Source organism: Candidatus Margulisiibacteriota bacterium, assembly GCA_028715625.1.
Lineage (GTDB): Bacteria > Margulisbacteria > Riflemargulisbacteria > GWF2-35-9 > GWF2-35-9 > JAQURL01.
Genome location: JAQURL010000031.1, coordinates 23,723 through 29,855 on the forward strand (window position 1 = coordinate 23,723; position 6,133 = coordinate 29,855).

Genomic DNA, 6,133 nt, shown 5'->3' on the forward strand with positions numbered 1-6,133 from the left:
CATGAATATTTTGCTAGCCCAGGAAATACAGCTTCTTGACAAGAAAACCGTTACAAAAACAGGAATACCTTCTCTGGTACTTATGGAGAACGCCGGACGAAGCAGCGCTGAGATTATTTTACAAAAATATCCACGAAACACAGACTTCATTATTATGGCCGGAACAGGCAATAACGGTGGAGACGGACTGGTTATAGCCAGATATTTACTGAACATGGGAAAACAGGTAAGAGTTTATTTAGCCGGAGAAAGGAACAAACTGTCTACGGAAACAAAGCAAAATCTGAATATTTTTTTGAATTGCGGCGGTGAAATAAAATCTGTTAATGAAAAAAATAACAGCGCTTTAAAAAAATCAATGCAAAAAGACTGCATCATAATCGATGCGCTGTTCGGCACCGGGTTTAAAGCACCTGTTAAAGGTCTGTCAGCCAAACTCATTGAATTTATAAATAGCTCGGGGCATCCGGTTGTAAGTATTGATCTGCCTTCTGGAATTGAGGCTGACAGCGGACAATTGGAAAAAACCTGTATTAAAGCTGATACAACCGTTACATTCGGCTATCCTAAATTATGCCATATTCTATATCCGGCCAGAGAAAACTGTGGAGAGATTTATCTGGTCGATATTTCTCTGGACAAGAAGTACGCGACCGCGATCAAGCGTGAACTTATACAAGAGGAAGAATTAACTTTACCGGAAAGAAAACACGACAGCCACAAATATAATTATGGTCATGTGCTGATTGTGGGCGGTAGCAGCGGGATGGAGGGGGCTGTGGTGCTGGCCTGCAAAGCAGCCTCCAGCTCGGGAGCAGGACTGGTTTCCTGCATGATTCCTCAATCTACAAACAACATCATTAAACATCACCTCGTTGAAGATATGTCAATCCCGATTGCAGATAAGAATGGAATGTTTTGCAGTAAATCCATACCGGACATTATCAAGCATATGGAAGAGGGAAAATTCTGCACAATTCTTTGCGGGCCGGGTTTACGTACCAACCTTGACATGGAAATACTTATTCAAAAAATACTAAAAATTAACCTGCCGCTTGTACTGGATGCTGATGCTTTAAACAACCTTGCGAATATAAAAAATTATCATCACCTTATTCATGAAAGAAAACAACCTACTATACTTACACCTCATTTAGGTGAAGCCGCAAAATTATTAAATAATAAAGCTGAAAATATCAAGCCGGATATGGAAAAATACGCCCTGCGACTGGCCCAAAGCACAGGAGCCTATATAGTATTAAAAAGCGCCAACACTCTGATTGCCACACCGCAAAAACAGGTATTCTATACTCCGACAGGCAATCCGGGTATGGCCAAAGCCGGTTCAGGTGACGTTCTAGGCGGAATTATCAGCACTCTCATTTACCGACTTCCGGTTATCGAAGCGTTGAAGCTGGCCGTTTATCTGCACGGACTGGCCGGAGAAATGGCACTAACTTGCCTGGGGGCGGAATGTATGCAAGCGCTGGATCTGATAGATCATATCCCTCATGCCTTTAATGAACTGCAAAAAAGACGAATTCCACAACTTTCATTTATCAGGAAAATATAAATTGCAGCAAAGCTTTCTGAATATAGCATATGAAGAAGCGCTTAAAGCATACGAAAAGGGTGAAGTTCCGGTTGGAGCAGTTCTTGTAAAAAATAACCGGGTTATTGCCAGGGGACATAATCAATACCTTAAAAAAAAATGCGCCATCTATCATGCCGAACAATCCGTAATCCTCAAGGCATGCAAAAAACTGGATAACTGGCGCCTGGACGGCTGTGTTCTTTACAGCAGTCTGGAGCCCTGCCTGATGTGTACAGGAGCAATTATTCAATCTCGAATCGGCAGAATAATCTTTTCAGCTCTGGATGAAAAAGCCGGCTGCATCATTAGCCAGTATTCCATTATTCATGACAAGATACTAGCCACAAATACGCAATATGAATACTTACCCGATGACAGATCTGTGCGGTTATTAAAAAAATTTTTTAAAGAAAAAAGACGAATCTAATTAGGCATCATAGCCACGTTGATGATAATCTGCCCATAATTACTCTCAATAGGTACAACCAGCGCTTCTCCAACCTTCGCAGAATCGTAAATCTCCAGGTTTCTACCCGTAAACATGGTCGGGGCAGAAATATCAAGGTTTTTACCTGCATTGATCAAGATAGAAATTGCGCCACCACAGATCATATTGGCTATCTCGTTAATTGTGGAACTTACCAGATTATCAAAATGGTCCAATTTTTCACTGAGCATACCGCCAGCCAGATTTATCGCGGTTTGCTGGTCCATATCCAGCACTACTCTGCCCTCAACATCACCGGTTACACCGATAAGAGAAGCGCAACCGCGAGTAACAATGGGATTTTTCTGCTTGCCTAATGTGCCTCTGGTCATTTCGATATCAGGGATAATCTCTTTTAATACATTGGTTGTAGCAATAATAAACGGATTAATAAAATCTACATTCATGTGCCGGTATTCCCCTTTTGTAAGTTTATTTTAAATATATACTGTTATAGTAGAATTTACAATATAGTCGTTTGTAAATTGGTGAAAAGTGAATCGTGAAACGAGGGAAGAAGGAAGATTGGAGGGTTGGAGGATCAGAAAAAATCCAAAATTCCAAAAGGGATCATTAAATTCCAAAATCTAAAAAGACCTAGTCATTACGAGGAGTTAAACGACGTAGCCAGCCGTCGCAATGCTATGGCTGGTAAATAATCCACCAAATGTGACAGTGATTGCTTGCCCCACCGTAGCCCCTTAAAACGAAGGAGGGCCACGCTTTGCTCCGGTCGAAATGACGGTATATCCTTGACGCAACTGCGATGAGTGTAATCGCGGAATGGAATGACAGTACAACAAATAGTTTAAAGGGCTTAAATTCCGGGAATAAACAGAATATAATATAAAAGACATTTGTATAGCTGTCATTCCTATGGAAATGGGAATCCAGAGTTTAATAATATTAATATAATTCGGGGGAGACAAATGAAAATACTAAACTATATTATACAGCCGGTTATTTTTGTGATTGCGGTTCCGTGTGGAATCATCACCAGCTGGGTGGGAGTAACCGTTGCGGTTTTCGAAGATATAATTCTGACCATCAAAAAAGAATATGTGGAACACACCAAGTATCCTGAGTGGAGCAAAAAGCAGCTGGCTATACATAAGAACTCCAGGGAAAAAAGCTTAAAGGAACTGGTTTACGCTGACGAAAATATATTGAATGAAGATCTGAAACTGCCCCCTTTGCCGTTGTCTATATTAATGGGAATTTTGTCATCAATAGCGGCCTACCCTATATATTTATTTATGGCTGTAATATACAGCCCGATGAAAATGCATCACTTAATTAATGAAAAGCTTTCTTTTAAAAATAAGCCTATGTTTAAAAAAATAAAAAGAAGCAAACTACCAACGATTATGGTAGTGGAAGACGAAATCGATATGTCCAATTATGTGTGCTCAATAATTGAAAACACTAAAAAATATAATGTGGTCAAGGCATTTAACGGAAAAGACGCGCTGGCTATGATCAAGGCAAACTCAAGATTTATGGGTTATGCCCGAAACAGGATAAAGTGCGTAATCATGGATATAAAAATGCCGGAAATGACCGGGCTGGAGTTTTTGAAGGAACTGAGAAAAAAAGAATACTACCCTACTATTATGCCGGCCATTGTGCTGAGCGCCTATGAGGACGCGGACAAATGGCTGGAAGCAACCAGCACGGACAGCGGTTATGTGTGCCATTACATCAGAAAACCGCTGGACAAGAAACACTTTCTGGAAACCCTGGAAAGAATATTCGCAGGGGAAATGCATTATATGATAGAAGAAACCAGAAAGCAGTCCTATGAGAAGATACATGAGTTGAATCGTGAATCGTGAATGGTGAGAAGTGAAGCGTGAAGCGTGAGAAGTGAAGCGTGAAGGGTGAGAAGTGAAGCGTGAAAAGGGAAACGAGGGGTATGAGATAAGTGATAAGGGGTAAGTAGAAAACCCTAAATCTAAAACGGTGTCACCCTGAGCTTGCTTGCCGCACCGACTTGTCTCGGCGAAGCTTCAGCGAAGACGGAAGCTTTTGCGTAGGCGGGACGAAGGGTGACCAGGCAAGCAATAGTCAGGCTTCGTCAAGCGCAGTATGACATAAATACAAAGCATAAAATTCAAATGAAATCCAAATAACGAATTCTAAAAACAATTAGTAAAAATTGACAGGCAGTATTTATGTAATAGAATATAAAAATGCATGGCAATGATCTGAAAAATCTTCTGGAAAAGCATGGCTGGAAACCTGTAAGGATCCACGGAAGCCATCATGTACTAGAAAAAGATGATCAAATTCTGGTTGTTCCAATTCATGCGTCCAGAGACCTGAAAAAAGGGACGGCCAACGCAATATTAAAGCGGGCCGGGATATGAAATAGAAAGGACTGTTTATGCTGAGCTATCCGGCAAAGATCGTTAGAGACAAAAGAGAAGGCGGCTACAGAGTATCGTTTGTAGACTTCGACAATATCTTCACAGACGGAGAAACATTGGAAGAAGCCATCCATAACGCCGAAGAAGCATTGAATTGTTGTTCCCAATTGCAATGTGAACGAAACAAAAACTTCCCCAGCCCCTCACGGAAAAAAGGCCGGAATATTTATCAGATACATTTAGCACCACCCTTGGCAGTAGCCATAATACTGCGGCATATGAGGGGGAAGCTATCTACGGCCGAGATAGCAAAAAAAACAGGAATCAACGAACAGAGTTACAAACGCCTGGAAAACCCCTGCCAATGTAACCCGACCATCAAAACTTTGGAAAAGATCGCGAAATTCTATAATAAAAACTTAACGGTTGATTTCAAAATGCCCAACCAGAATTAGGCAGCAGGTGTCAGCTTTATTGTAAACGTACTACCGAACCCTACCCGGCTTTCCACGCTAACATAGCCCAGATGTTCCCTGACGATGCGGTGCACGATGGATAGTCCCAGGCCTCTGCCTTTGGTAACATTGGTACTGAAAAACGGCTCAAAGATACGCTCATAGTTTTCGCTGGGTATGCCAACTCCGGTATCGGCTATATCCAACTGGATGTAGGGCTCACCATAATACTCGGCCTTGGAAAAAGTAACGGTCAGCCGGCCGCCTTCGGGCATAGCCTCCACTGCGTTTTTGAATAAATTTATAAAAACTGTTTTGAGGTCCTCAAAATCACCAACGGTCATAAGCCCCGGATAAATATTTTCTTTAATTACCTGAACACCTTTAAAATCAACAGCCGCAAAAGCCGCGTCCAGCACAGCCGACAAATCTAGCGGCACATACTGTTTCTCTCTGGGAGTATATAGCCGGGAAGTGGCATTGATGATATCTTCCATGCGGTTAACATGCTTGATTAACAGTTGCAGTTTTTCCTTTTGTTTGGTCTGGTCCAGATTTTCATCAATTATTTCCTGGGTCTCACCCTTGATAATGGCCAGCGGATGGCGGATTTCGTGGTTGTATTCGCGGATAATAGTGGAAATAGAGGTAATACGCTCGGAACGGGCCAGGTTACGCTCAGCGTCTACCTGTTTTTTCTCGGTTTTCTCGTAATCGGCCTTAATACGCTCGTAGGGACGCATGCGGTCCAGGAACACCTTGACCAGACCGGACAGAGTCTTGAACAGGGCCAGATCATGTTTGTTATAAGCAGCCTGAGAAATGCGCTGATCATAGATAATAAAACCTTCCAGAGCTTCGGGTGTATACAGGGGAATTAACAGGCCCTTTTTGTCAAAGCCCAGTTTCAGGACGCGTTCTCGGATCTCTGCCGGCATATTGCTGATAATTACCGGAACTTTGTTGTTGTTTAAATAATAAATTAACGGGTCTGAAATAGAAAGATCGCCGGTCTTGCCCTGGTCTTTGGTAAGCAAAGTGTAAGACTCGATCTGTTGCAATTTATCAACAGTGGCGATACCAACCATACTTTTTTTAATCTTGATAACATCCTGAATACCTTCGGCCACACCTATGATGATCCGATCCCTTTCATATAAAGGAGATAAAATCTGGGCGATTTTTTCGTAGGTAGCTTCTTTATCGTACCAATCGGAGACCCATTTTT

At 41.9% G+C, this 6,133-nt stretch carries 7 protein-coding genes; 5 read left to right on the forward strand and 2 right to left on the reverse strand.

Annotated features, from left to right (window positions below; translation table 11 throughout):
- The first annotated feature begins 1 nt into the window (after position 1).
- Positions 2–1,573 (forward strand): NAD(P)H-hydrate dehydratase, encoded by a 1,572-nt coding sequence (locus PHV30_06470; GenBank protein ID MDD5456660.1) that lies wholly within the window; start codon positions 2–4, stop codon positions 1,571–1,573.
- 1 nt (position 1,574) lies between these two features.
- Positions 1,575–2,021 (forward strand): nucleoside deaminase, encoded by a 447-nt coding sequence (locus PHV30_06475; protein MDD5456661.1) that lies wholly within the window; start codon positions 1,575–1,577, stop codon positions 2,019–2,021.
- On the opposite strand, the gene PHV30_06480 is transcribed toward PHV30_06475, so the two are convergent.
- Complete coding sequence (locus PHV30_06480) at positions 2,018–2,488, reverse strand: chemotaxis protein CheX (GenBank protein MDD5456662.1); 471 nt, start codon at positions 2,486–2,488, stop codon at positions 2,018–2,020. The two genes, PHV30_06475 and PHV30_06480, sit on opposite strands and share 4 nt — an antisense overlap.
- Before the next feature lie 522 nt (positions 2,489–3,010).
- Between PHV30_06480 and PHV30_06485 the strand changes: the two genes are divergently transcribed.
- The 3 genes from PHV30_06485 (at position 3,011) to PHV30_06495 (ending at position 4,905) form a co-directional block, all read left to right on the forward strand.
- Positions 3,011–3,916, forward strand: a complete 906-nt coding sequence (locus tag PHV30_06485) for a response regulator (protein MDD5456663.1) — start codon at positions 3,011–3,013, stop codon at positions 3,914–3,916.
- A gap of 357 nt (positions 3,917–4,273) precedes the next feature.
- A complete protein-coding gene (locus tag PHV30_06490) occupies positions 4,274–4,450 on the forward strand; it encodes a type II toxin-antitoxin system HicA family toxin (GenBank protein MDD5456664.1) in 177 nt (58 codons plus the stop codon).
- Between the two features lie 17 nt (positions 4,451–4,467).
- Positions 4,468–4,905 carry a type II toxin-antitoxin system HicB family antitoxin gene (locus tag PHV30_06495; protein MDD5456665.1) on the forward strand — a complete coding sequence of 146 codons (438 nt, stop codon included), beginning with the start codon at positions 4,468–4,470 and terminating at the stop codon, positions 4,903–4,905.
- Here the strand turns inward: PHV30_06495 and PHV30_06500 are convergent.
- The coding region (locus PHV30_06500) for an ATP-binding protein (GenBank protein ID MDD5456666.1) at positions 4,902–6,133 on the reverse strand (1,232 nt) is incomplete at its 5' end. The two genes, PHV30_06495 and PHV30_06500, sit on opposite strands and share 4 nt — an antisense overlap.